Below are 22,794 nucleotides of genomic sequence, written 5' to 3' on the forward strand. Positions count from 1 at the left end.
CTGGTCCAAGGTGGCGTCAATGCTGTTTCAATCTCCTCCAAGAAGCACCGGCAGAACCGCCACTCCCAGCTGCCTCCCAAGCAACTTGTATTAAACCTATGTTAAGGGAGAAATTAGCTCAATTTAGAAAGTCGTAAAAACATATTAGATTTTCTAATCCATTGACCAGCACTTGAACCGCAATTTTTGAGCTGAAGGCCTGCACGCCCACTCGCTTCTGAACCGTCTGGCCACACCGCTGCGTATTATTTGCCGCTGCCATCTTTGAATTCGGCCCGGGGCATGTAAGAACCCTTGCACGTGTTGAAAGGCAGCAGCGATATGCCTCTTGACCCTGTGCGGGCTGCACAAACATTTGGGGGTGTTATGGTATCGTCTGTTACGGTTGAGGATGGCCTCAGAATTGCCGGTGTCGGCGCGTTTCAAAAGCGGCTTTTTGCGATTTTTGGGCTGGTCTGGGCAGCGGATGCCATGCAGGTTCTGGCAATCGGCTTCAGCGCGCCGTCCATTGCCAAAAGCTTCGGCGTCACCGTGCCGCAAGCGTTGCAGACGGGCACGTTTTTCTTTCTCGGCATGCTGGTTGGCGCATTCGCGTTCGGGCGGTTGGCAGATCGGATCGGTCGGCGGCCGGTGTTGTTCATTGCCATCATTCTCGATGCGGTTTGTGGTGTAGCCTCGGCTTTCGCGCCTGATCTGCAATGGTTGATCGTCGCACGTTTTCTGACCGGTATCGGTGTCGGTGGAACGTTGCCGGTTGATTATGCGATGATGGCCGAGTTTCTTCCCTCCGACCGACGCGGCCGCTGGCTGGTTCTTCTGGAAGGATGCTGGGCCATTGGCACCGTTGCGCTGGCGCTTCTGGCGCTTGTGGCGGGCACGCAGGGGGGAGAGGCCTGGAGAACGATCTTCTTCGTAACTGGTCTTCCAGCACTCATCGGCATTCTGCTTCGCCTTTATGTGCCGGAATCGCCCTTCTACCTCAATCAGAAGGGACGCTCGGATGAAGCACGTAAAGTGTTGCAGAGGGTGGCGAACACCAATGGCAACACGGAGGAAATTCCGCCTCTGGCCCCGCAGCCGCAACAGCGCACCGCGCTGACCGACCTGTTTTCAAGCACTCTGCGCCGCAGAACGCTCTATCTCATGCTGGCATGGCTGCTGATCTCGGTGTCCTATTACGGCGTGTTCGTCTATCTGCCGGTCAAACTGGCCGCAGATGGCTTCGGCTTTGTGCGTGGTCAGGTCTTTCTGGTGTATCTGGCAATTGCCCAGTTGCCCGGCTACGCGCTTGCGGCTTACGGCGTGGAAAAATGGGGGCGCAAGCCCACGCTGATCGGCTTCCTGTTGCTCAGCGCCATCGGCACCTTCGCCTTTGGACTGGGCCAGAGTGCTGAGATCGCCGTCGCTGCCAGCCTGCTGCTCAGCTTTTCGCTGCTTGGCACTTGGGGAGCGATTTACGCATTCACGCCCGAGCTTTATCCCACAGCCCTTCGCGCGACGGGCATGGGCACAGCCGGGGCCGTGGCGCGCTTTGGTGGATTGCTGGGACCGCTCATCGTCGCGCCGCTGATGGTCTCGAATTTTGGACTGGCGCTTGGGCTTATCTCTGGCTTGCTGGTTCTTGCCGCCGCCAGCGTATGGCTGATTGACGCAGAATCGAGACATCAGGCCCTAGAATAGAGCCTGATGTCGCCAATATCCTATCGCTTTCTGAGCAGCGCCACGCCGAGGCCACCAGCAACCTGTGCGGGGTTGATTGTCTCGCCGAGTTGCCATTCCGTCCTTGTCAGCACATCCACATAGGTGTGGTTGGCAAGTTCGGGCGGAATCGCGATCTCGACAGATGAATAGGAGCTCTTCCCATCGCCGTCGGCCTGCATCGTCAGGCGTTGCGCAATGGTGATGAGAGCCGCGTCCGGGCTCACCCTTGCAAAGGCAACAAAACGCCCAGCCCCCTCTCCTTGTTCAACCAATGGAACATAGGTCCCCGCGCCAAACAGCTGCGGCATTTGCTGGCGCATGGGCAAGACGGTGGCGATGAGGTGCTGTTTCAGTTCAAGGCTTGAACTGTGCTCACCTCTGTCCAACCGCTTCTGAAACGTATCATAGTCCGGCATACGCCTGTTGTCAGGGTCCACAAGGCTGAGGTCGAAACCTTCACTTCCCTGATAGATGTCCGGCACGCCGGGCGCCGTCAACTTTATCAGCGTCTGCGCCAGACTGTTGGAAAGCCCGGCCTTGACGAAAGGCTCTAGCGTCTCAGTGAAATCCCTGAGGAACGCACTGTTTTGCGGCGCAAGAAGATCGCGCACATAGCCCGCCACGGCACTTTCATAGGTCTCGTTGTTCTCGCCCCAATCCGTGCGCAGCTTGGCTTCACGCAATGCCTTCTCAAGATAGGCAAGAAAGCGTTCTTCCAATTCCTTTAGCGCTTTTTCATCCGTCCAATCGAATTCGACAGGCCAGACACCGGCCAGTGCCTGATAGATCAGCCATTCCACCGCAGGCTCGGGCGCTGGACCATCGTCCAGCGTCTGAACGAAATGCGCGTTCGTGGCCTGCCAGCGCTTCACGGCGCTTACCCATATGCCCGGCTGCTCCGTGATGGCGTAAAGCCGCGCACGGGCGTCTTCGCCGCGTTTCGTATCATGGGTTGATGTGGCCGAGAGGGCATCCGGCTGCTGCCGAAGCCGCTCAGCCATGGCGTCATGAAACTGATTGACGGAAAATGCATGCTGCAGGGGCTCAGCGCCCACTTCATTCAGCGCAAGCGCCATGTTCTGCCGGTAAAACAGCGTGTCTTCCACCGACTTTGCCATCAGCGGGCCGGTCAGTTGCTGAAAGCGCGTCCTGAATTCGCACGCCAACTCACCCGTGCCTTCGCTCAGCAGGCTCTGAAGACTTGCAAGCAGGTCGGCATCCGGCGCATGGGCACTGGCTTTGATGGTCTCAACGACATTTTTTAGAACCGCTTTGCTCTCATTGGGAAATCCATCCGGCGTGCCATAGGTTCTGTAGACCGGGAAGGCGACCAGCAATTCACGCAACGCCGACCGAAGCTTCTCGTCATCGGGCTGTCTGTCATGCGATTCAGCGCCAAGCAGATCACGCGCCATCTCAAGCAGCCGGTTGAACTCGCCGGCAAAGTTGCGGTCCGCCATCAAAAGCTTGGCATCCCGCAAGTGCTTGGGCATATCCACGGACTCGCCCAGACATGCCTCATAGGCCGCGCGCAATTCGCCCAGTTTATCGTTCGCGACGAACAGATTGCTCAGCGCCGCGATGAACTCGTAGCCGGTCGTGCCAAAGACAGGCCAGTCCTTCGGCAGTTGTTCCTCTGGGCCCAGTATCTTCTCAACGGTGATATGGCACTCTGGACCAGCCTCGCGGCGCAGACGCTCCAGATAGGCTTTGGGGTCGGCGAGACCATCGACATGGTCCACACGCAAGCCATCCACAGAGCCGTCCCGCACAAGCTCCAGAATCAGGCGATGGGTATCATCGAAAACGTCAGCGTCTTCCACCAGCACACCGACCAACCCCGCGACCTCGAAAAACCGTCTATAGGACAGGTCGCGGCTGGCATCGCGCCAGGATGTGAGCCGGTAGGGCTGGCGCTCATGCAGCTCAGCAATGGCAGCCGTATTGATCGTTTCGAGCACGCTACCGTCCAGACCGGCATAGGAGGCCGGGTTCAACGGATAGAACGAACCTTCGTAAAAGAGTGCGGGCTTGCCCGTCTCAAGGTCGGTCTTGACGCTGATCTTGCCCGCCTCCAGTTCCTTGTCAAAGTCATCACCCAGAAACGGCATTGTCAGGCGTCGTGACCAATCGATATCGAAATGTCGGGCATATCGGCTGTCTTCGCCATGTTCGATCACATCTTTCCACCATGGATTATCCAGAGACGACGCCATGTGGTTGGGCACGATGTCGAGGATCATGCCAAGACCCGCTGATTTCAGCGTCTGGACCAGCCTGTCGAAGCCTTCGCGACCGCCAATGGCAGGGTCGATCTCGTTGGCATCGGTAACATCATATCCATGGGTGGAGCCATCCGTGGCCGTAAAAACGGGTGAGGCATAGAGGTGGCTGATGCCGAGTTGTTTGAGATAAGGCACGAGTGTCGCTGCGCGATCAAAACTCATGCCGTTGCGGAATTGAATGCGGTAGGTGGAAGTCGGGACGGTCATGCAAGGCTCCAGTGGGAGAGGAGCGAGAACTGCACCGGCCACGACTTGTTCCACATTTCAGCCGGGAAATATCAAATGGCCGCAGCAGTCGACATCGTGTCGCCCATGTGGTTGGCGAGAAAATGCTTGGCTCTGTTCACCCGGCTTTTCACTGTGCCGACGGAAATCGCGCATTTGTCCGCCGCCGCATCATAGGCTTCGCCATCCTCGATGACGAGATGGAAGACATCGCGGTAAATCTCCGGCATTGCCGCAAGCGCCCGGTCATATTCGATCTTACGAATGGCCCATTCCTGCGGCGAGGGCGCTGCCGGAATAAGGTGTTCCATATTGTTCGTACCAACTGTGATACGCTTGTTTTTCTGATAGGCGGTATGATGCGCGTTGCGCATGATGGTGAACATCCAGGATTTCAGATTTGTACCTGGCGTATAGGATGGCAAGGCGCGCAGCGCTTTCAAAAGCGTTTCCTGCACAAGATCCTCGACGTCGGTCTGGCTGCGGTGAAATCTCGATCCGAACCTGTGAAGGGCTGGAATAAGGGCAATGACTTCCTGCTGAATATTCTGCTCTGCTGACATTCTCGATCTCCCTTGGTGCATGGGAGATCAAGTCATTGCCACCATCATCGTTCCGGCTTCTGCGCTCTGGGTACGATAACGTACGCTGGCGCTAATATGCTTGATTTTCTCGGCATCTGGCACGTATCGGTCGAATGTTCAGCACAGTGCAGAGGACCGACGCACGGGAAATACGGTGCTTCAAGAACCGCGGTTTTCAGGGTTCGAACTTTACGCTGTCCCTGAAGGGAACAGTTCGGACGATATCGCCGTTTTCCATCGTTATTTCGAAAATCTCTCCATCGATCACCTCCCCGCGGAGCAACCGATCGGCGAGGATTTCACGTGCGGAATGAAAGGCTTCATCACATGCTGCGTTCAGGCTCTCAAATTCAGCCCCTTCAGGGTCGAGTGCCAGCCCGTCATGACTGCGAACGTGAAAATAATATCTCATTACAATTCTCCACTGTTCTTCCCGAACCAAGGCCGCTTGCAAAAGTTTCATCACAACAGAATTTACGGCCAGAAAGACCGCAGGCCTGCCGCCCGGCATTTGATGGCCTCACATGTTACAGACCATTTGAAAGGGTATCGCTTTGACCTGGACCAACAACGGCCTTCTTAAAACCCTCAATCGGGAAGACATGGCGCTCATTCAGCCGCTCTTGGAAAAGGTGACGCTCGCCCAGGAACAATCCCTGTTTGAAAGCTACGAGCCCATCAGCCATGTCTATTTCTTCGAAAGCGGCCTCTCGTCTGAGGTTGTGGTTGCCTCGAAGTCGATTGAAGTCGGCTGCATCGGCCATGAGGGCTGTTCCGGCGTTCCAGTTTTGCTGGGCGTTGAGGCCAGTCCGCACAAGGCCTTCATGCAGGTTGGTGGCGAGGCCCTGCGCATCCCCTCGGCTGACTTGCGCGCGCTGATGAACGACAGCCGGACGCTTCGCGAGCACCTGCAAAAATACGCCCATGTCTTCATGATCCAGATCGCGGCGACAGCTCTGGCGGATGGTCGGTATGATGTGGAACAGCGGCTAGCCCGCTGGCTTCTCATGTGTCAGGACCGGTTGGGTGATGAGCTACCTCTGAAGCATGACTTCCTCGCCATCATGCTGGGCGTCAGGCGGCCCAGCGTCACCGATGCGCTTCACAAGCTGGAGGGAAATCTCGCCATCAAGGCAGAGCGCGGCATGATCACAGTCAAGAACCGCGACATATTGCTGGAAACCGCTGGCGATTCCTACGGCATACCGGAAGCCGAGCACCGGCGCCTCATCACGCAACAGCAAGGGTAAGGCAAGTGCTTGGCGTGGATCAGTATCCAGTCATTTCCAGATAGCCCTCGCCTCTTGCACTTCCGTCAAAGCTGATCGGGCCTTCCCAATAGGGCATGGAGGTCCTCATCCATGCCTGATCGTTCAGTGCCCGTGTGGTGATATCCAGCCCCTTGCCGGGAACACGCACGCGCCATTCAACCGGCACGTCCTTGCCATTCACGGAAGCGCTGCGCACCGGCTCAAGCACCACATCGCCCGGAAGCAGGGGCGTGGTCTCGCCGCTCGGCAATATCCAGTTACCGGATGTGTAACCGGCGCCAGCATCGCGCAGCCGAAACGCCATGAGTTTTTCGCCAGATGGCAAATGCAGCGAGAACCAGTCCCATCCCGTCTGGTCAGATGCGAGCGGCTGAGACGACCACTCGCGGTCCAACCACGCCTTGCCGCTAACCTTGACCGGCGCCCCATCCAGCGTCACCATTCCCGTCACCTCGTAAAATGGCTGGGAGTAATAGTAGCTCGCCTGACCGGATGCTGATTTGACCGAGTAACCGCGATCACCTTGCGCAACGAGTGGTCCCTTGACTGCGAGGGTCAGTTGGTAGCCGAAATCATTGCCCTTGGCACCAAGCTCAAGCCTGTCCAACTCGTCGCGGCCATCATTCGGCAAAGCCTTCATCTGCCAGTCATCGATCCAGGCTTCAAACGGTGTGGCAGTTACGCCCGCCTGCCCCACACCACCTCGCCCCAGCCGCTCCGCAACGTAATGGCGGGAAGCCGTCGTCACCGCCGCATGGCCGATCCATATTTGCGGACTTGCCCAGCCTTGCGCATTCTCAGGCGCAAGTGCCGATCGAAACAGTGTCCACTGTATGCCAAGCGGCGTGCCATCCTCCGTCTGAAGGTTGGCGGTGACATACCACCATTCGATGCGAAAATCCGGGTGGGGACCATGATCTCTAGGGAAGGACAAGGCCGTACCGCGCACAGGCACCTGAAAGCCTTGGGCATCAGACCCTAGCCCGGCAAAGCCCTGAGCAAGCGCGCCACCCGGCAGACAGGCCAGTGCAAGCAGCATCATCAAAACGCGCAGAATTCTAGCGTTCATTGGCAAATACCCGCAGCAGATCGGAAGGGTTGATGGTTGCCAGCCGGATGACGGGCACAGCCACGGACAGCATCGCCGCAACAAGCGCAATCGCGGCCAGCCGCAGCCAATCCCACGGAAAGATCATCATCGGCAACTTCCAGCCAAAGGCCTCGACATTGATGACTGACAGTAGCACCCATGCCAGTGCAAGCCCGACGGGAATAGCGGCAACAAAGGTCACGCACCACAACGCAAATGTTCTCAAAACCTCGAGCAAGGCAAGGTTTCTGCGGCGTATCCCCATCGCCCAGACGGGCGCAAGCTGCGGCAGGCGCAATGTGGAAAGCGTCAGCAAACTGGCAAACATGGCAAAGGCCGCCACACCCAGCGTCAGCACATTCAGCGCGCCAGTCACAACGAAGGTCTGTTCGAACACGGCACGTGATTGCTGTTTGAGCGAGACTTGATCGATAATACCCGCCTCGGGAAGACCAATCTGCTCGAAAAGCTGCTTTTTCAAATCCTGCACCCGGGCTGGATCAACGCGAATGCCATATCGCAGTTTCGAAACGTCAGGGTAGTGTCGGGTGAGCGCATCCACACCCACCATCACCTGCCCCTTCGGATTTCCATAGTCGGAATAGACCCCAGCAACGGTTACCACCCAGCCACCCGGCAATGTCAGCTCCTGCCCCGGCTGAAGCTTCTTCTCTCGCCATAGCTGCTCGTTGATCAGCGCACCCCGTCCCTCGGCCACGCTGTCCCAAACATCAGGCTGCTGTTCCAAGAGCGGCCAGTGGTCGCGATAGGTCGCGTGGTCGGAAATCCCGGCAATCTCCAGCTCCTCTCCCAGAACCGTCCCTCGCGTGCTCCAGATGGGCAACACAGCATCGGAGTGGAGCGGCAGCCACGCACGAAGCTTCATCGCCTCGTTCTCATCGCGGGCTGTCACGTAAAGCTCAGCCACCAGCCTCTGGTCCAGCCAACCGAGAAAGGTGGTGCGGAAACTAGACACCATGGTTCCGACACCGACATTGGCAGAAAGCGCCAGAAGAAGCGCCATGAGCGCCAGCGAAAGGCCCGGCAGTTGCAGGCGCGTATCCGCCCAAAACCAATGCGTCATGGCGTGCCGCGACCGGCGCTCGACGGATCGCAGAAAGATGGACAGGACAGGCGGCAGCAAAAGCGCGCAACCCAGCAGAAGCGCACCCAGAACCACAAATCCCGATATGAGGCCAGAGCCTGCCACGGCAAAACCCGCACTGATCAGAAGCAACACGACGCCCGCCAGAGACTGGAACCGCAGTGCTGTTGCCGATGCCAGACCCCAGGCCTGGGGCTGCGATGATGCCAGAATGGGCATCGTCCGCACTCGCCACAGGCTTTGGAGAGATGACAGTGCCGTGCCTGCCAGCGCCATGCCCATGCCCGCCAGCCACCATTCCGGCCGCAGCGAAAGAGTGCCGGAAACCTCTGCGCCATAAAGCCCGCGCAATGTGGCCACCACACCCGGCAACAGCATGGATGCCATCACATAGCCAATCACCACGCCAAGAACGCCCGAGATAAAGGCCAGCACCATGATCTCAATGACCAGCATGAGGGTGAGCCCCCGCAACGAGACGCCCAAACAGCGAAGAGTGCGAAAGGTTGCGCGGCGCTGCTCGAAAGAAAGCCCCGCCGCAGAATAGACGATGAACAGACCAACGATAAAGGCAAGGAAGCCGAAGGCGGTCAAATTCAGATGGAAACTGTCCGTCAGCCGCGCCATGTCAGGCCTGTCAGGCGTCTGGAGACCAAGATCGGGCGCGAGGCTTTCCAACGGCTCCAAACCGGGCAATTGCACCGGCGCGACAACCAACCGGCTGATGAGACCGTTCTTCGCGAGCAGCCTGTCGGCGACACTGATATCGGCAAAGGCTGCACCATCGGGGATGGTTTCGGAAACGCGCAGCCGAAAGCCCTCAGGATTTCCAAGACGGGCAGCTGTTGCGGGCGAAACGATGAGCACGCTCTGCCCCGCCATAAAATCCACCAGATCCGAGGACCCGCTGATAGAAACGACGCGGCCTTCGCTCGGCATGGTCAGCGCATCGATGCCGATCACTTTTATCCGCACGCCGCCTATTCTGGTTTCACCCTCGATCACGGGAGAAACGTTCCACCCGGCCCGTCGCAATGCAGCGAAGGTGCCAAGCGAAATACCGGTGCCATCTTTTGCGGTCAGCTGCGAAAGGCCGCTTTGCTCCAGAATGGAGGCAGAGCGCGCATAGCTTGCTCGCGCTTCGGCATTGATGGCCTGCACGCCAGACCAGAGCGCTGTTGCAAGCGCAATGCCCAAAATCAATGTTAGGAGTTGAAGCGGGCGGTGACGCCAGTGCGAGAGGAGCGCGAAAAATGCAATGCGGCTCATGTCGCGATTTTTCCGCCACGCAGCACGATCTTTGAGTCCAGCTTGTCTGCCAGCCGCATGGAATGGGTCACGAGCAACAGTGCTGAACCGGCCTGCCTGCTGAGCGAGAGCATTAGCTCCAGAACGGCATCACCAGTGGCTTCGTCCAGATTGCCGGTCGGCTCGTCTGCCAGCACCAGTGCGGGCTTTGCCGCCAGAGTACGCGCAACCGCGACCCGTTGCTGCTGACCACCGGACAATTGCTCAGGATAACGCTGTAAAAGGCTCTCAAGCCCAAGCTTTTGCACCAGTTCCGCCTGCCACGCCGCATCGAAGCGATCAGCAAGGCGTGCGTGAAAGCTGATATTGGCCTCTACATTCAGGGATGGAATGAGGTTGAATTGCTGAAAGATCAGCCCCACCTCCTTGCGCCGGTAAAGCGCGCGTCCCGGCTCGTCCAGCCCGGTGATATCCCGGCCATTCATGGTGATCGTGCCGCCATCTGGCTTGTCCAGACCGCCAGCCAGATGCAGCAAAGTGCTCTTGCCGCTGCCGGACTCTCCGGTCAGCGCAACGCTCTCCCCGCTTGAAACCGATAGATCAACACCTCTCAAGACCTCGATGGGGCCTTCGGGGCTGACATAGGATTTACGAATATTGGACAGGAACAGGATCATTGCGGCCAGTCTTGCACCGGAAATGCAGAACCGCAAGACCCTTGACGTGCCGACGGATCAGCCCTGCGCTGGGTCGGCACGCTGGTCAGGCTAGCTTTACTTCTCGTCGGTATCATCAACAACATCGGTCTGGGGCCGGTCGCCGCCTTTCACATGCTGCTCCTGCCATGTGCCATCCGAAAGCTGGAAAGAAATATCGACCTCTTCGCCACCAAGCTGCTGGCGTCGTGCAGCATCATTGGCCGCGTTCAGCGCGGAATCATGGTCGGGAAACGTCTCCGACCACACATCGCCAAGCCGGTAAGCGTAGCCGCCATCGTGTTCACCAACGTGATAGGTCACTGCCATCATAGTCTCCTTTTTCAAGCACAGGAAAACGCTGCGGCGTCTGAGATGTTCCTCCGGGCTGTTTTAATCTTAAGCGGCATTGACCCTAGGTGTTGTTTGAAACCCATCGAAGGATGCCGGGACATGCGCGGTAGGCCAGTTCGATCAGCTTTCCGCGACCGGGATAATGAATCTCCCGTCCCGCCTCCAGCGCCTTTTCGACAGAGGCCACAACAGCCTCAGGGGCCATCATCTGTGAGATCCACGTTCGACCATTTTTGATGAAGCCAGGGCCATCTTCAATGACTTGCGCGATCAACGGCGTGTCCACCGCTGGCGGACAGACGAGCTGAAAACGTAAGCCCGAATTGCGGTTTTCGCTGATCAGCACCTTCGCATAATGGTTGACCGCCGCCTTCGTCGCCCCATAAGCGCCAAAGCGGTTTACGGGAACAATCCCCGCCGTCGAGCCATAAATGACGACATCGCCCTTCGCCCGAGGCAGCATTCGTGAGAGCACAATCCCGGTGACATTGACCGTGCCACCATAATTGATCTGCATGAGGCGATTGATCTTTTCCGGTTCGGTCGCCGCCAACTCGCCACCCGGCATCATCGCCGCACAGACAAAGAGCCGGTCAATCTCACCAAGATCGCGCTCGATTTCGCCGACGATGTTCGCCAGTGCGGCATGGTCCGTTACATCGCAGCGGAAGGCGTGGATCGAGGAGTGTCTCGCCGAAACCTCCGCAAACCCCTTATCATTGAGATCGATAATGGCAACGGTCGCGCCTTTTGCAGCATCGCGAAGGGCGTGCAGCCTGCCAATGCCACTTGCCCCACCGGTAATCAGGGTTACGCCGGCCATGGTCAGAGCCTCACATCCATGGGCTTATCGTCCCGCTCCAGGCAGAATGCATAGGGACCGCTCATGCCCTTGAGGTCCATGATGCCCAAAACACGCCTGTCATCTATCTTCACGAAATGATCGAAGATCGGCTTGCCATCATAGGCCATGGTGGCGGTCGAGCGCCCGCGATACTCGATCATCCGAAGCCGGGCCTTGGGCAACCTCGTTTGCAAAACAGGCCGCAGAACGGCCATGGCAAGACCCAGCACCGATGTGCGGGGGAAGGGCAAGCCCAACGGCACCAGCAGAGGATCAACGGCGTAAAGCCCTTTGCCGTCGCGGGTGTTGAACAGAAGCGGGTGCACCGCCTCCGGGCTGATGAACAGTTTGCCATACCAGCCGCTCGGCTCCAGCAGACCATCGAGCCTGTGACCCGTCTTGATCTCGAAACCCCGCCAGCGCCCTGCCATAAACGAAAGATCGACCACCGGCAGAATGTCAAAACATGCGAGCACCTGTGCCGGACTTGCCACCCGCGTGGCAATTATATTTTCTATCATACTGAACTCGACAATTCGCTTATTCGCAACAAACCTAAAATATATACTCTTCTCGTTGTATGAGATGGGCAGGCCAATGCCAAACAGATTCTACTTATTGCCGGTGGGCGCAGTTACCCATGCCACGAAAAAACCCGCACAAGGCGGGTTTCAACATCTCATATCGGCAGCAAATAGGCGCGATGCTCAGATTTCCGGGCAACCGCGTTCATTTGCGAAGGTGATCGTGCTTGGGCCGCGACGGGTAAAGCCCTGCACGACAACGCGGCGAGGCGTTACGCGCACGATTTCAGGATCACGCAGACCGTAATCACGGGCTGCCGCACGGGCTTCGCGCTCTCCGCATCCACGGCGAGGCGGTGGGCCACGGCGGTCGATGTCGCGGTCGCGAATGACAGGGCGAACGCCGTCACGGCCAATTCTGAGTTCCATGTCCTGCGCGTTGGCAGGGGCCGTGGCAGCCATGCCACCCATAGCCATGACCATCGCAAGACCCGACACCTGAATCAATTTAAACATATATCCTCCTGGTGCCTTATGCTGGCACATCAATTTCACGAGGCAATAACGCAGATGTGACTGAGTTGTTCCTTGATCCGGAAATATAGACCGGCTGACGCCGGTCTATTCTCAAGCAGCTGCATCTGCCGTGAAAGCAGATTGGATCAGTGTTTTGGTGTAATCGGCAGCCGGGTTGTTGAACACCGCATCCGTCTCACCCTCTTCCACGATCTTTCCGTCTTTCATCACGATCACATAGTCTGAAATCGCCTTGATGACCGACAGGTCATGGCTGATGAAAATATAGGAAAGACCATGCGCAGTCTGGAGGTCGCGCAAGAGATCGATGACCTGCCCCTGCACCGAACGGTCCAGCGCCGATGTCGGCTCATCCAGAATGACCACATCCGGCTTGAGGATAATCGCGCGTGCAATGGCAATACGCTGCCGCTGACCGCCGGAGAATTCGTGCGGATAACGGTTGCGCGCCGCCGGGTCGAGGCCCACCTCGGTCAGCGCTTCAATCGCCCGCTTGTCGCGCTCGCCACGGCTCAATTGCGGTTCGTGCACGTATAGACCTTCGGTAATGATTTCACCCACCGTCTGGCGTGGAGACAGCGAACCATAGGGGTCCTGAAACACCAGCTGAAGCTGGCGGCGCATGGGCCGCATGGCCTTTCTGTCGAGACCCGAAATCTCCGTCTTGCCGAAGAACAGCCGCCCGGTGGATGGGGTCAGCCGCAGCAAGGCACGCCCAAGCGTGGATTTACCTGAGCCGGATTCGCCCACAATGCCGATGGTCTGGCCCTGCCGCAGATTGACGGTCACGCTTTCAACTGCTCGGAAGGCGCTGGCCTTGGTGAAGATGCCGCCGGGGATTTCGTAATCCACCGTCACGTTCTGGCCGGAGAGAACCACAGGTGCTTGCGCACCAACAGGCGGCTTGTGGCCGCTGGGTTCGGCATCCAGAAGCATCTTCGTATAGTCCGCCTGCGGACGCTCGAAAATGTCTTCCGTGGTTCCTGTTTCCACAATCTCGCCGCGCCGCATGACAGCAACACGGTCGGCAAAATGCCGCACGACGCCCAGATCATGGGTAATCAGCACAACGGCCATGCCGAAACGCTGCTGCAAGGATTTCAGGAGGTCGAGGATCTGCGCCTGAATGGTCACATCGAGCGCCGTTGTCGGCTCATCCGCGATCAGCAGGTCCGGCTCATTGGCCAGAGCCATGGCAATCATCACGCGCTGGCGCTGCCCGCCGGAAAGCTCATGCGGATAGCTGTCGATACGCCTTTCAGGGTCGGGAATACCGACCAGTTTCAGCAATTCCAGCACCCTCGCCCGCGCTTCCGTCTTGCTGGAACCGCGATGGTGGATGATCGGCTCGGCAATCTGCTTGCCGATCTTGTAAAGCGGATCAAGCGAGGTCATCGGCTCCTGAAAGATCATCGTGACCTTCGCGCCTCTGATGCCGTTGAGTTCATCCACCGGAAGGCCAACCAGCTCGCGACCGCGATATTTGGCCGAACCCTGCACGCGCCCATTGGCCGCCAACAGCCCCATGATGCCCATCATGGTCTGGCTCTTGCCGGAGCCGGATTCACCGACCACAGCCAGCGTCTCACCCACTTTTACATCGAGATCGATACCCTTGACGGCGTTCACATCGCCATCCGGCGTTGTGAAATCCACTTTGAGACCGCTCACGGTCAGGATGGTGTCAGATGTCATATTCATATCAGCGATCCTTCGGGTCGAGCGCGTCACGCAACCCGTCGCCCACAAAGTTCAAGGAAAACAGCGTCAGCACGAAGAATGTCGCCGGGAATATCAGCAGCCATGGGGCAGACTGGATATTCTGCGCACCTTCGGAAATCAGCGCGCCCCAGCTGGTCAACGGTGCCTGAACGCCAAGACCGAGGAACGACAGGAAGCTTTCCAGAAGAATGACCTTCGGCACCACAACGGTTACGAACACAACGACAGGGCCGATGGTGTTGGGAATGATGTGACGGCGGATGATCTGCCAGTCGGTCAGGCCCAGCGCCTGTGCGGCACCGACGAATTCACGACGTTTGAGAGCCAGCGTCTGGCCACGCACGATGCGCGCCATATCCAGCCATTCCACCGCCCCGATAACGAGGAAGATCAGAATGAAACTTCGCCCGAAGAACACCACAAGCACAACGACGAGAAACACGAAGGGAAGCGAATAGAGGATTTCCACAAAGCGCATCATCGCATTGTCGACACGTCCGCCAATATAGCCAGCTGTCGCTCCATAGACGACGCCGATGCCGAGCGACACGAGGCTGGCGAGGACGCCCACCGCAATCGAGATCTGCCCGCCCAACATGACGCGAACGAGAAGGTCACGGCCATTGCTGTCTGTGCCGAAGAAGAAATATTCGCGGTTCACATCGCCTTCGATCTTCAGCGTACGGCCTTCATCTTCTGTGGCAACGACCGTGGTGTTTTCAAACTCGTTGGCGCGGTCGAAATAGCGTGTCGTGCGTGGATCAACCGTGCTTGAAGAGGTCACGGTTGCAGTAAATTTCTGTCCTTCGACAGCAAATTCCCTGATTTCGACCCGTGCCCGCTCGGCCACGCCCTCCATCACGCTCTGGAGACTGCCGGCATCAGGCCGCGCCTCAAGGCTTGGTGGAACCGAAACATAAGACGAGAACACCTGATCATAGGTGTGGGTGAGGAACTGCGGCCCCAGAAACGAAAACAGCGTGATCAGCACCAGCATGACCGATCCGGCCATGGCTGCGGTGTTGCGCCGGAAACGCATGGTTGCGAGCTGGAAGAGGCTTCGGCTTTTCACCGAAGGAGAAACGGCTGTTGTGCCGGGGATATCAGTCATGTCTGACCCTCGGATCAAGAAGGCCGTATAGAATATCGACCACCAGATTGAAAACAATGACGAAAAGCGCGATGAGAACGACGGTTCCCATCACAAGCGTATAGTCACGATTGATAGCGCCCAGAACGAAATAGCGACCGACACCGGGAATGGTGAAGATCGTTTCGATCACGGCAGAGCCGGTCAGAAGTGCGGCAGCGCAGGGTGCAAGATAGGAAACAACGGGCAGCATGGCAGCGCGCATAGCATGCACGATAACGACCGTGCGGCTGGGAAGACCATAGGCTTTGGCGGTTCGGATGTGATCCATCCGCAAGGCCTCGATCATGGAGCCTCGTGTTAGGCGGGCAATGACCGCAAGCTGCGGCAAGGCGAGCGCTATCATCGGCAAAAGCAGGTAGCGCAGAGAGCCATCACCCCAGCTTCCGGCGGGCAGAAGTCCGAGCAGAACTGCAAAGACCAGCGTCAGGACCGGTGCAACAACGAAGTTCGGCACCGTCACGCCAACCGTGGAAACGGACATGAGCGAGAAGTCGAACAGGCTGTTTTGCCTCAGCGCCGCAAAAGTCCCGGCCAGCACACCGCCGATCAAGGCCAGCAGCAGCGCGTAAAAGCCAAGCTCCAGCGAATAGGGCAGACCCTTGCCGATCAATTGGGCAACGGTGTTGTCCTTATAGATGTAGCTCGGGCCGAAATCGCCGGTCACGGCGTTCTTCATGTAGATCAGATACTGACGCCACAATGGTTCATCCAGATGATAGGTTCTCATCAGGTTTTCCATGGTCTGCGGAGGCAGCGGACGTTCAAGATTGAACGGGCCGCCGGGTGCAAATCGCATCAGAAAAAAAGAAATCGTGACGACGATAAACAACGTCGGCACGGCGCTCGCCAAACGGCGCAGAACGAAAGAGATCATGATAATTCGGGCTCCGGCATGGCACGGCGGCGAAATGCGTCGGGATTTTCATCCCGCCGCACATATAACCCGTTCTTGCAAACATGTCGCGCGATCAAGATGCGCGACATGTTTCAGAACCACCGTGGCAGCACTGCTTATTCGGAAACGCTCAGGAAGCGGCTGAGGTGCTCGTTATTGGCATTATCAATCCAGCCCTTGACGCGGTTCGAAACCAGCCAAAGGTCTGCCTGCGTCAGGAACGGCGCAACCGGCTGTTCCTTCATCAGGATGGTTTCTGCCTCGTGCAGGATCTTGTTGCGAGCAGCAGCGTCTTTTTCTTCGTAAGACTTCTTCATCAACGCATCGAATTCAGCATTGTTGAATTTCGCGTAGTTGAAGGTCTTGTTGGAAGAGACAGAAAGATTGAGGAAGTTTTCCGCATCCGCATAGTCAGCAACCCAGCCAGCACGGGCAACGTTGAACTTGCCGCCTTCCTGGAGGTAGCCATAGTGCGAGGCAACGTCGAGGTTAACCAGTGACACGTTGGCACCGAATGTGGTCTTCCACATATCGGCAACGGCAGTCGCAACGCGCTCATGATTAGGATTGGTGTTATAGCGGATTTCGACGGACAATTTCTTGCCGCCTTCGCCATAACCGGCTTCCTTCATCAGCTTCAAAGCTTCGTCTTCACGGTCCAGCTGCGAAAGTGTGGCGAAGTCTGCCTTGGCAGGCTCACCATAGCTGCCCATGCCGGGCGGAACCATGGAGTAGGATGGCAGCTGCGAGCCGCTGTAGATTTCCTTGGCAAGGAAGTCACGGTCTACGGCCATGGAGAGTGCGCGACGAACGCGAACGTCGTTATAGGGCGCTTCACGCGTATCGAAGGTGTAGTAATAGGTTGCGAGTGTCGGCGTTACGCGGACCTGATCACCGTAGGACTTGCGCAGACGATCCAGCTGATCGGCCGAGAAATTATAGGCAAGGTCCATTTCCTTGGCTTCGAAACGGCGCACGGAAGCGGCCTGATCGTCGATCGGGTAGAAAATGACCTTGTCGATCTTGGTGTTGGCCGCGTCCCAGTGGTTCGGGTTCTTCACAACCGTCAGGCTGTCATTGGGAACATGCGCCTGCAGCGTATAGGCACCGTTCGAAACCATGATGCCCGGCTTGACGAAGTCAGCGCCGTTCTTCTCAACGCTTGCTTTTGAAACGGGCAGTGCAGTCTGGTGCGCGAGCAACTCAAGGAAGAATGGTGTTGCGCGCTCAAGGGTGATTTCCAGCGTCTTGGCGTCAACAGCCTTGATGCCGAGCTCTTCGAGCTTGGCTTCGCCCTTGTTGATCTTTTCGGCATTCTTGATGGGGTAGAGAATATTTGCGTATTTCGCGGCAGTCTTCGGGTCTTCAACGCGCTGGTACGAGAACACGAAGTCCTCGGCGGTCACTGGTGTGCCGTCAGACCATTTTGCGTTTTCGCGCAGCTTGAATGTGTAGACCGTGCCGTCGTCAGACAGCGTCCAGCTTTCCGCAGCGCCGGGAACGATCTTGCCCGCGGCGTCATAGATGGTGAGGCCTTCATAAAGGTCCTTCACGATGAAAGCTTCAATGTTGATCGAGGTCTGGGCCTGGTCGAGCGTCTGCGGCTCGCCGGAATTGCCACGGTGCAGAACGGTTTCTGCGAGAGAAGGAGTTGCGCCAATCAGGATCGAGCCTAGCAGGAGTGCGGCTCGCGTTGTTGTTTTTATAGATTTCATTTTTTTAATTTCCCCATAAAGTGTGAGAACCCGCAAACAATGACAAATCCGCCTGACGCGCAACCCCAATATTTATCAGGCGGACAATTTAAAGGGTTTATAACCCCGCAGATTGTGGAAAACCTGCGCGAAATGCACCTCTCTACCGCTTTCGTTTTCTCAAAAAATGAAATAAAACGAAAATTCATCGATATTGCCGGGTAGAAGCCTTCATGATGTTCTCATCGCGCCAACTTGATATCATCGAGCTTGCAAAATCCGAGGGCAAGGTCAGCGTGGATGATCTGGCGTCACGATTTTCGGTGACCGCACAGACAATCCGCAAGGATCTGAACGACCTTTGCGAGGCGCGTGCGCTCACGCGCATCCACGGCGGCGCGATTTTTCCGAGCAGTACAGAGAACGTGAAATATGAGGCGCGACGCTCCATTGCGGCCACTGAAAAACAGGCGATAGGCCGCGCAGCAGCCGATATCATTCCCGGAAAATCATCGCTTTTCATCAATATCGGCACCACCACGGAGGCCGTTGGCGAAGCCTTGGTGGACCATCAGGAACTGATGGTCATTACCAATAACATCAATGTTGCCAACAGGTTGAGGATATTCTCAGGCATCGAGGTCGTCATTGCCGGTGGCGTGGTGCGCGGCACCGATGGCGGGATCGTGGGAGAGGCGGCTGTCGATTTCATTCGACAGTTCAAGGTGGACTATGCCGTCATCGGCGTTTCTGCCATCGACAAGGACGGCGCACTCCTCGATTACGACTTCCGCGAAGTGAAAGTCGCACAGGCCATCATCGCCAATGCGCGGCACGTCATTCTCGTCTCGGATTCAAGCAAATTCGACCGCACGGCACCCGTCAGAATTGGCCATCTATCGCAGGTTCACACCTTTATAACCGACCACTGCCCCTCTGCATCGGTCAAGGCCATCTGTCGCGAAAACGACGTCCGGCTGATTGAAACCGAAAACCAAACGAAGCTGAATTGAGCTGCGAACATTCGTTTGACATTCGCTTTATTTTCATTTTAACTCTGATTAAGTTCGGATTTAAAGAGAACAAGCGGCGCATAGTCGCATCAGGGAGAATGCAGTGACTGAGAGCGCTGTCCGCGATATTTTCGTGATCGGTGGAGGCATCAATGGATGCGGAATCGCGCGTGATGCTGCGGGCCGTGGCTATTCCGTGACGCTTGCCGAGATGAACGATTTCGCTTCCGGCACGTCTTCAGGCGCAACCAAGCTCATTCACGGCGGCCTTCGTTATCTCGAACATTACGAGTTCCGCCTAGTGCGCGAAGCCCTGATGGAGCGCGAAGTGCTCTGGGCCATGGCACCGCACATCATCTGGCCCATGCGTTTCGTTCTGCCCTTCCACAAGGGCGGCATTCGTCCGGCATGGCTCATCCGTCTCGGCCTTTTCCTTTACGACCATCTTGGTGGCCGCAAGCTGCTGCCCGCGACCAAATCCCTCGACATGCGCCGCGATCCTGCTGGAAAGCCGCTGAAGCCGCTGTTCACCAAAGCCTTCGAATATTCCGATGGCTGGGTGGATGACGCCCGCCTCGTCGTCTTGAATGCGCGTGATGCGGCAGACCGGGGCGCGGATATCATGAGCCGCGCCAAGGTTACATCTGTGCGCCGCGATGGCGGATTGTGGAATATCGACGTGAAGGATACCGCAAGCGGCGCGATCAAGACTGTTCAGTCCCGCATGCTGGTCAACGCATCCGGCCCTTGGGTGGATAATGTCCTGTCCAATGCGGCGGGCAAGAACCAGGTTCACAATGTGCGTCTGGTTCAGGGCAGCCACATCATCGTGAAGAAGAAGTTCAATGATGTCAGAGCCTATTTCTTCCAGAATCCTGATAACCGCATCATTTTTGCCATTCCCTATGAGACGGATTTCACGCTGATTGGCACCACCGACCGCGACTACACCGGCGATCCTGCCGATGTGAAGATCAGCGGCGAGGAAACCGATTACCTGTGCAACGCCGCCAGCGAATATTTTGCCGAGCCTGTGACGAAGGACGATATCGTCTGGACCTATTCGGCTGTGCGCCCGCTGTTTGATGATGGCGCATCCAGCGCGCAGGAAGCCACGCGCGATTACGTGTTGAAGCTTGAGGGCACGGACGGAGCCGCACCACTTCTGAATGTGTTCGGCGGCAAGCTCACCACCTATCGCCGTCTGGCCGAACATGCGCTGGAAAAGGTGGCGGAAGCCATCGGCGACAAAGGTAAGCCGTGGACCGGCAAAAGCTCGCTTCCGGGCGGAGATTTCGCAGCAACCGGCTACGAGACTGAGGTCAATAAGCTCAAAGCAAAATACAGCTTTCTTTCAGATCGTCAGGCGCGCAGACTGGTGCGTCTTTATGGAACGAAGGCACACGCGATCCTCGGGAATGCGGCCAGCATGGAGGCGCTTGGCCAGCATTTCGGAGGCGATCTTTACGAGCGCGAAGTTGAATGGCTGATGCAGCAGGAATGGGCCAGAACCAGCGAAGACGTGCTGTGGCGCAGAACCAAGCAGGGCCTGCATTTTTCTCGCGAGCAAGCTGCCGCACTGAACGACTATATGGCAACGAACACCGCCTGAACCATGCCCGCAGGGGCATAAAACACTGACATTGAAGCAGAATCTTGCAGGTTGGGAGGCCTCGGGAACGCATGCTGGAATTACGCAATATCGCAAAGATGGTGGGTGGTGAGTACCATATTCACCCCACAAATCTGACCCTGAAGCGGGGCACATTGAATGTGCTCTTGGGGCCGACCCTATCTGGAAAAACATCGCTGATGCGGCTCATGGCCGGCCTGGACAGACCGACCGAGGGACAGCTTCTGTTTGATGGAGCGGATGTGACGGGCAAGCGCGTGCAGGACCGCAGCGTGGCCATGGTCTACCAGCAGTTCATCAATTATCCCGCGCTCACCGTTTATGAAAACATCGCCTCCCCGATGCGCATTGCCAAGAAGGATGCAGCAACGATTGACCGGGAGGTGCGCCGCGCCGCTGAGATGCTGCGGCTGACGCCCTATCTCGACCGCACGCCGCTCAACCTATCCGGTGGCCAGCAGCAGCGCACGGCCCTTGCCCGCGCCATCGTCAAGAATGCCAGCCTCGTTCTGCTCGATGAGCCACTCGCCAACCTGGATTACAAATTGCGCGAAGAGTTGCGTGAGGAACTGCCGAAGATCTTCGCAGAATCTGGCGCGATCTTCGTTTATGCAACCACCGAGCCATCGGAGGCCTTGCTGCTGGGCGGCAACACCGCGACCATGCATCAGGGGCATGTGGCCCAGTTCGGCAGCACCATCGATCTCTACCGAAACCCGGTCGATCTTGTGTCGGCAAAGACCTTTGCCGATCCGCCACTCAACATCCTGCCGCTGACCCGCTCCGGCGCGTCCTTCCTTCACAATGGCGAAGCTGCCTTTCCAGTCCCTGCCCATCTCTGCGATGTAGCGGAAGGTCCGGTCACGCTCGCCTTCCACCCGCACCATCTTTACCCGGCACCAAGCAATGACGGCGCGACGGCAAAGCTTGGCGCGAAAACGCTGATTTCGGAAATTGCCGGCTCGGAAAGCTTTATCCACCTCAATTATGCGGACAACCGCTGGGTCATGCTGACACGCGGCATTCTGGATATCGAGCCGGATCGCGAGATTGATGTCTATCTCGACACCCGCCACCTGATGGCATTCGATGCAACGGGACGCTCCCTTGGCGCCCCGCAACAAGCAGCCGCGTGAGGAGAAGAGACCATGGCACGCATCAGTCTCGATCATATCCGCCACGCCTACAATGCCAAGGCACGGGCGGCCAATGATTACGCCTTGAAGGAAGTGGACCATGAGTGGAGCGATGGCGGCGCCTACGCGCTGCTCGGCCCCTCCGGCTGCGGCAAGACAACTCTGCTCAACATTATCTCCGGCCTGATCCACCCATCCGATGGTCGCATTCTGTTCGATGGCAAGGACGTCACCAACCTACCCACGGAACAGCGCAACATCGCGCAGGTGTTCCAGTTTCCCGTCATTTACGACACCATGACCGTTTACGACAATCTCGCCTTTCCCCTGCGCAATCGCGGCGTGGCGGAAAACGATGTCGGTCGTCGCGTGAACGAAATCCTCGAGATGATCGATCTCAAGGATATGGCGACCCGCCGCGCCAATCGCCTGACCGCCGACCAGAAGCAGAAGATATCGCTGGGACGCGGCCTTGTGCGCGATGACGTGAACGCCATCCTGTTCGACGAGCCCCTGACGGTCATTGACCCGCATATGAAATGGATTCTGCGCTCGCAACTCAAACGGCTTCACAAGCAGTTCGGCTTTACCATGGTCTATGTCACCCATGACCAGACCGAGGCCATGACCTTCGCGGATAAGGTCGTCGTCATGTATGACGGCCAGATCGTGCAGATCGGCACGCCAGCGGAACTGTTCGAGCGGCCTAGCCACACCTTTGTCGGATATTTCATCGGCTCTCCGGGCATGAACTTCATGCCGGTTGCGCTGGATGGTGCAACGGCCCGTATTGGCGATCAAAATCTGGTTCTGTCATCGGCACCCGGCGTCAAGGCCGGTGCGCGCACGGAGCTTGGCATCCGGCCTGAATTCATCACCCTTGGCCGTGAGGGCATGCCCGTCACCATCAGCAAGGTTGAGGATATCGGTCGCCACAAAATCGTACGGGCAAGCTTTGCCGGCCATCCCTTGACGGTAGTCGTTCCTGAGGATGGCGATATTCCGTCCGAACCGCATGTCAGTTTCGATCCCAAGGCCATCGGAATCTACGCCGATAGCTGGCGCGTTGGCATGGAGGCCTGACC

Annotated in this window: 20 protein-coding genes; 6 read left to right on the forward strand and 14 right to left on the reverse strand. The window is 57.5% G+C overall.

Annotation, left to right across the window (positions count from 1 at the left end; genetic code table 11):
- Window positions 1-366: 366 nt before the first annotated feature.
- The gene (locus IFT53_RS15475; RefSeq protein ID WP_192066264.1) at window positions 367-1,680 is read left to right on the forward strand and encodes an MFS transporter; all 1,314 of its coding nucleotides are present in this window, start codon (window positions 367-369) and stop codon (window positions 1,678-1,680) included.
- Window positions 1,681-1,700: 20 nt separating this feature from the next.
- Here IFT53_RS15475 and treY read toward each other — a convergent pair whose 3' ends face one another.
- From treY to IFT53_RS15490, 3 genes are all read right to left on the reverse strand, one after another.
- Entirely contained in the window at window positions 1,701-4,193 is a 2,493-nt protein-coding gene (treY, locus tag IFT53_RS15480) for a malto-oligosyltrehalose synthase (protein ID WP_192066262.1), read from the reverse strand.
- A gap of 71 nt (window positions 4,194-4,264) precedes the next feature.
- The gene (locus IFT53_RS15485) at window positions 4,265-4,774 is read right to left on the reverse strand and encodes an RNA polymerase sigma factor (protein WP_052496772.1); all 510 of its coding nucleotides are present in this window, start codon (window positions 4,772-4,774) and stop codon (window positions 4,265-4,267) included.
- 196 nt (window positions 4,775-4,970) lie between these two features.
- Window positions 4,971-5,306, reverse strand: a complete 336-nt coding sequence (locus IFT53_RS15490) for a DUF6894 family protein (protein WP_244656356.1) — start codon at window positions 5,304-5,306, stop codon at window positions 4,971-4,973.
- A 43-nt stretch (window positions 5,307-5,349) separates the two neighbouring features.
- Between IFT53_RS15490 and IFT53_RS15495 the strand changes: the two genes are divergently transcribed.
- A complete protein-coding gene (locus tag IFT53_RS15495) occupies window positions 5,350-6,045 on the forward strand; it encodes a Crp/Fnr family transcriptional regulator (protein ID WP_192066260.1) in 696 nt (231 codons plus the stop codon).
- A gap of 19 nt (window positions 6,046-6,064) precedes the next feature.
- Here the strand turns inward: IFT53_RS15495 and IFT53_RS15500 are convergent, their stop codons facing one another.
- The 11 genes from IFT53_RS15500 to IFT53_RS15550 form a co-directional block, all read right to left on the reverse strand.
- Window positions 6,065-7,135 (reverse strand): lipocalin-like domain-containing protein, encoded by a 1,071-nt coding sequence (locus IFT53_RS15500; protein ID WP_192066259.1) that lies wholly within the window; start codon window positions 7,133-7,135, stop codon window positions 6,065-6,067.
- Window positions 7,125-9,530, reverse strand: coding sequence for an ABC transporter permease (locus IFT53_RS15505; protein WP_192066257.1), 2,406 nt, complete (start codon window positions 9,528-9,530; stop codon window positions 7,125-7,127). Before IFT53_RS15505 ends, IFT53_RS15500 begins: the two co-directional genes overlap by 11 nt.
- Window positions 9,527-10,186 (reverse strand): ABC transporter ATP-binding protein, encoded by a 660-nt coding sequence (locus IFT53_RS15510; RefSeq protein WP_192066311.1) that lies wholly within the window; start codon window positions 10,184-10,186, stop codon window positions 9,527-9,529. Before IFT53_RS15510 ends, IFT53_RS15505 begins: the two co-directional genes overlap by 4 nt.
- A 96-nt stretch (window positions 10,187-10,282) precedes the next feature.
- Window positions 10,283-10,537 carry a hypothetical protein gene (locus tag IFT53_RS15515; protein WP_192066255.1) on the reverse strand — a complete coding sequence of 85 codons (255 nt, stop codon included), beginning with the start codon at window positions 10,535-10,537 and terminating at the stop codon, window positions 10,283-10,285.
- An 82-nt stretch (window positions 10,538-10,619) separates the two neighbouring features.
- Entirely contained in the window at window positions 10,620-11,381 is a 762-nt protein-coding gene (locus IFT53_RS15520) for an SDR family NAD(P)-dependent oxidoreductase (protein ID WP_192066254.1), read from the reverse strand.
- Window positions 11,382-11,383: 2 nt separating this feature from the next.
- A complete protein-coding gene (locus tag IFT53_RS15525; RefSeq protein WP_192066252.1) occupies window positions 11,384-11,923 on the reverse strand; it encodes a DUF4334 domain-containing protein in 540 nt (179 codons plus the stop codon).
- 186 nt (window positions 11,924-12,109) lie between these two features.
- Window positions 12,110-12,442, reverse strand: coding sequence for a hypothetical protein (locus tag IFT53_RS15530; RefSeq protein WP_192066250.1), 333 nt, complete (start codon window positions 12,440-12,442; stop codon window positions 12,110-12,112).
- 111 nt (window positions 12,443-12,553) lie between these two features.
- Window positions 12,554-14,164, reverse strand: a complete 1,611-nt coding sequence (locus IFT53_RS15535) for an ABC transporter ATP-binding protein (protein WP_192066248.1) — start codon at window positions 14,162-14,164, stop codon at window positions 12,554-12,556.
- A gap of 1 nt (window position 14,165) precedes the next feature.
- A complete protein-coding gene (locus IFT53_RS15540) occupies window positions 14,166-15,296 on the reverse strand; it encodes an ABC transporter permease (RefSeq protein ID WP_192066247.1) in 1,131 nt (376 codons plus the stop codon).
- On the reverse strand, window positions 15,289-16,212 hold the full coding sequence (gene oppB, locus IFT53_RS15545) for an oligopeptide ABC transporter permease OppB (RefSeq protein WP_112501497.1): 924 nt from the start codon (window positions 16,210-16,212) through the stop codon (window positions 15,289-15,291). The genes IFT53_RS15540 and oppB overlap by 8 nt, the downstream gene beginning before the upstream one ends.
- A 137-nt stretch (window positions 16,213-16,349) precedes the next feature.
- Window positions 16,350-17,948 carry a peptide ABC transporter substrate-binding protein gene (locus IFT53_RS15550; protein ID WP_192066245.1) on the reverse strand — a complete coding sequence of 533 codons (1,599 nt, stop codon included), beginning with the start codon at window positions 17,946-17,948 and terminating at the stop codon, window positions 16,350-16,352.
- Between the two features lie 212 nt (window positions 17,949-18,160).
- Between IFT53_RS15550 and IFT53_RS15555 the strand changes: the two genes are divergently transcribed.
- The 4 genes from IFT53_RS15555 to IFT53_RS15570 all read left to right on the forward strand — a co-directional run bounded on the left by IFT53_RS15555 (window position 18,161) and on the right by IFT53_RS15570 (window position 22,792).
- Window positions 18,161-18,940, forward strand: a complete 780-nt coding sequence (locus IFT53_RS15555) for a DeoR/GlpR family DNA-binding transcription regulator (RefSeq protein WP_192066243.1) — start codon at window positions 18,161-18,163, stop codon at window positions 18,938-18,940.
- Between the two features lie 103 nt (window positions 18,941-19,043).
- Window positions 19,044-20,552, forward strand: coding sequence for a glycerol-3-phosphate dehydrogenase (gene glpD, locus IFT53_RS15560; protein ID WP_192066241.1), 1,509 nt, complete (start codon window positions 19,044-19,046; stop codon window positions 20,550-20,552).
- A 71-nt stretch (window positions 20,553-20,623) separates the two neighbouring features.
- A complete protein-coding gene (locus IFT53_RS15565) occupies window positions 20,624-21,709 on the forward strand; it encodes an ABC transporter ATP-binding protein (RefSeq protein ID WP_192066240.1) in 1,086 nt (361 codons plus the stop codon).
- A gap of 12 nt (window positions 21,710-21,721) precedes the next feature.
- Entirely contained in the window at window positions 21,722-22,792 is a 1,071-nt protein-coding gene (locus tag IFT53_RS15570; protein ID WP_192066238.1) for an ABC transporter ATP-binding protein, read from the forward strand.
- The last annotated feature ends 2 nt before the right edge of the window (window positions 22,793-22,794 follow it).

Origin of the sequence: Rhizobium sp. CFBP 13644 (genome assembly GCF_014842165.1) — a bacterium.
In the GTDB taxonomy this organism is placed as follows: domain Bacteria; phylum Pseudomonadota; class Alphaproteobacteria; order Rhizobiales; family Rhizobiaceae; genus Agrobacterium; species Agrobacterium tumefaciens_C.

Coding starts and splice junctions, on each gene's coding strand:
- IFT53_RS15550 (WP_192066245.1), bottom strand. CDS start 17,948: ATGAAATCTATAAAAACAACAACGCGAGCCGCACTCCTGCTAGGCTCG.
- IFT53_RS15535 (WP_192066248.1), bottom strand. CDS start 14,164: ATGAATATGACATCTGACACCATCCTGACCGTGAGCGGTCTCAAAGTG.
- IFT53_RS15520 (WP_192066254.1), bottom strand. CDS start 11,381: ATGGCCGGCGTAACCCTGATTACCGGTGGGGCAAGTGGCATTGGCAGG.
- IFT53_RS15570 (WP_192066238.1), top strand. CDS start 21,722: ATGGCACGCATCAGTCTCGATCATATCCGCCACGCCTACAATGCCAAG.
- IFT53_RS15540 (WP_192066247.1), bottom strand. CDS start 15,296: ATGACTGATATCCCCGGCACAACAGCCGTTTCTCCTTCGGTGAAAAGC.
- IFT53_RS15530 (WP_192066250.1), bottom strand. CDS start 12,442: ATGTTTAAATTGATTCAGGTGTCGGGTCTTGCGATGGTCATGGCTATG.
- IFT53_RS15485 (WP_052496772.1), bottom strand. CDS start 4,774: ATGTCAGCAGAGCAGAATATTCAGCAGGAAGTCATTGCCCTTATTCCA.
- IFT53_RS15510 (WP_192066311.1), bottom strand. CDS start 10,186: ATGATCCTGTTCCTGTCCAATATTCGTAAATCCTATGTCAGCCCCGAA.
- IFT53_RS15515 (WP_192066255.1), bottom strand. CDS start 10,537: ATGATGGCAGTGACCTATCACGTTGGTGAACACGATGGCGGCTACGCT.
- IFT53_RS15505 (WP_192066257.1), bottom strand. CDS start 9,530: ATGAGCCGCATTGCATTTTTCGCGCTCCTCTCGCACTGGCGTCACCGC.
- IFT53_RS15500 (WP_192066259.1), bottom strand. CDS start 7,135: ATGAACGCTAGAATTCTGCGCGTTTTGATGATGCTGCTTGCACTGGCC.
- IFT53_RS15555 (WP_192066243.1), top strand. CDS start 18,161: ATGATGTTCTCATCGCGCCAACTTGATATCATCGAGCTTGCAAAATCC.
- oppB (WP_112501497.1), bottom strand. CDS start 16,212: ATGATCTCTTTCGTTCTGCGCCGTTTGGCGAGCGCCGTGCCGACGTTG.
- IFT53_RS15525 (WP_192066252.1), bottom strand. CDS start 11,923: ATGATAGAAAATATAATTGCCACGCGGGTGGCAAGTCCGGCACAGGTG.
- IFT53_RS15475 (WP_192066264.1), top strand. CDS start 367: ATGGTATCGTCTGTTACGGTTGAGGATGGCCTCAGAATTGCCGGTGTC.
- IFT53_RS15565 (WP_192066240.1), top strand. CDS start 20,624: ATGCTGGAATTACGCAATATCGCAAAGATGGTGGGTGGTGAGTACCAT.
- IFT53_RS15490 (WP_244656356.1), bottom strand. CDS start 5,306: ATGCCGGGCGGCAGGCCTGCGGTCTTTCTGGCCGTAAATTCTGTTGTG.
- treY (WP_192066262.1), bottom strand. CDS start 4,193: ATGACCGTCCCGACTTCCACCTACCGCATTCAATTCCGCAACGGCATG.